At 44.5% G+C, this 1302-nt stretch carries 2 protein-coding genes; both read left to right on the forward strand.

What is annotated here, in order from left to right; all coding sequences use genetic code 11:
• The first annotated feature begins 660 nt into the window (after positions 1-660).
• Entirely contained in the window at positions 661-1080 is a 420-nt protein-coding gene (locus tag VI25_RS23600) for a carboxypeptidase-like regulatory domain-containing protein (RefSeq protein ID WP_072144868.1), read from the forward strand.
• Positions 1037-1302 (forward strand): TonB-dependent receptor plug domain-containing protein (locus VI25_RS20210; RefSeq protein ID WP_201783348.1); only part of this gene is annotated, 266 nt, incomplete at its 3' end. The genes VI25_RS23600 and VI25_RS20210, both read left to right, overlap by 44 nt.

A 1302-nucleotide genomic window follows, 5' to 3' on the forward strand; every position in this document is an offset into this window, starting at 1 on the left:
CTCTTCGTATTAGAAAAATATATTTTTTCTATTGAGCTAGAGTTGTGCTATAGGAAGATTTTGAAACAAGACAGTAGGTGCAAAATTTTGTCATTTGTTTAAAAATGATGAAATAATTGTCATAAAAGTATCATAAAAGAAATATGATTTTTTAAGTATAAGAGTATTTATGAGCTAATCCCTGGTGATGCACCATTGTACTTTACAAGTAGCGAGAGAGCTTGGTGTGTATTAAGGTAGATTGTTTGTTGCTTTTTCATTACTAAATCGATTTAGATTTATCGTAAATTTTCATTGCAAACGGTTTCTAGTCCTGTACAGCTGTGTTTAAGTTCACCTAAGCACAAACTCCCTTAGAGATAGTTTTTGCTAGCAACGCGTTTACAGTCAATAGTTAATGCTAAGCTGTTTCTGTTTATATGTCATAGAAGCTACGCTCCGTAGCCCTGTCATCGACAGTTATGCGAAGGCTTTAGAGGATAAGTGACTCTCTATCCGTCGACGCAAGGAAGTAAGCGCCAGTAAGTAGCTTGTTTGCATCATTTTGCCTCTTGATGCGAGGTTGTTCTCCTGTTCTCAAAAACTAGGGGCAGAGACTTTCATGCCTTCTGTTTTCTGCACACTACCCCCAAAAATTCCCACAACTACTCATTTCCTTCTATGAAGAAGCCTTTACCTCTTCTCTGTCTACTCATACTGCTGCTAATTTCAGTAGAATCCTGGGCGCAAGCTGTTATAAAAGGAACTGTTACAGGTGTGACAGATAACAGTGGTTTGCCAGGCGTTAGTATAGCTGTGAAAGGCACCAGCACGGGCACTATCACAGATGCTCAGGGAGCCTACTCGCTAACTCTTCCTGCGGGTAGCAACACGCTGGTTTTCTCCTTTATAGGATATGAAACCAAAGAAATAACGGCAAACGCCTCATCTACAGTTAATGTGCGGCTAAAAACCGACCAGAAGGCCCTAGAAGAGGTTGTTGTTATTGGCTACGGCTCAGTAAAAAAAGAGCGACGTGACCGGGGCCGTATCATCCGTGAAAACCGAGGACATCCTGAAGACCATTCCTACCAGCATTAACCAAGGGCTGCAAGGACAAGTGGCGGGCGTGCAGGTGAACCGCAGCGACGGAGCCCCCGGCGCGGGTATCAGCCTGACCATTCGTGGTGCAAATTCCTTTACGGGTAGTGAGCCGCTGTATGTGATTGATGGTATTCCGTTTACCTCGCCCACACCTACCGGTTCTTCCGTTGGCGGGGCCAACCCATCGGGCGGGGCAGGGCAGGTCGACCAACGCCTTGT

The organism is Hymenobacter sp. AT01-02 (assembly GCF_000961955.2).
Taxonomy (GTDB): Bacteria; Bacteroidota; Bacteroidia; order Cytophagales; family Hymenobacteraceae; genus Hymenobacter; species Hymenobacter mucosus.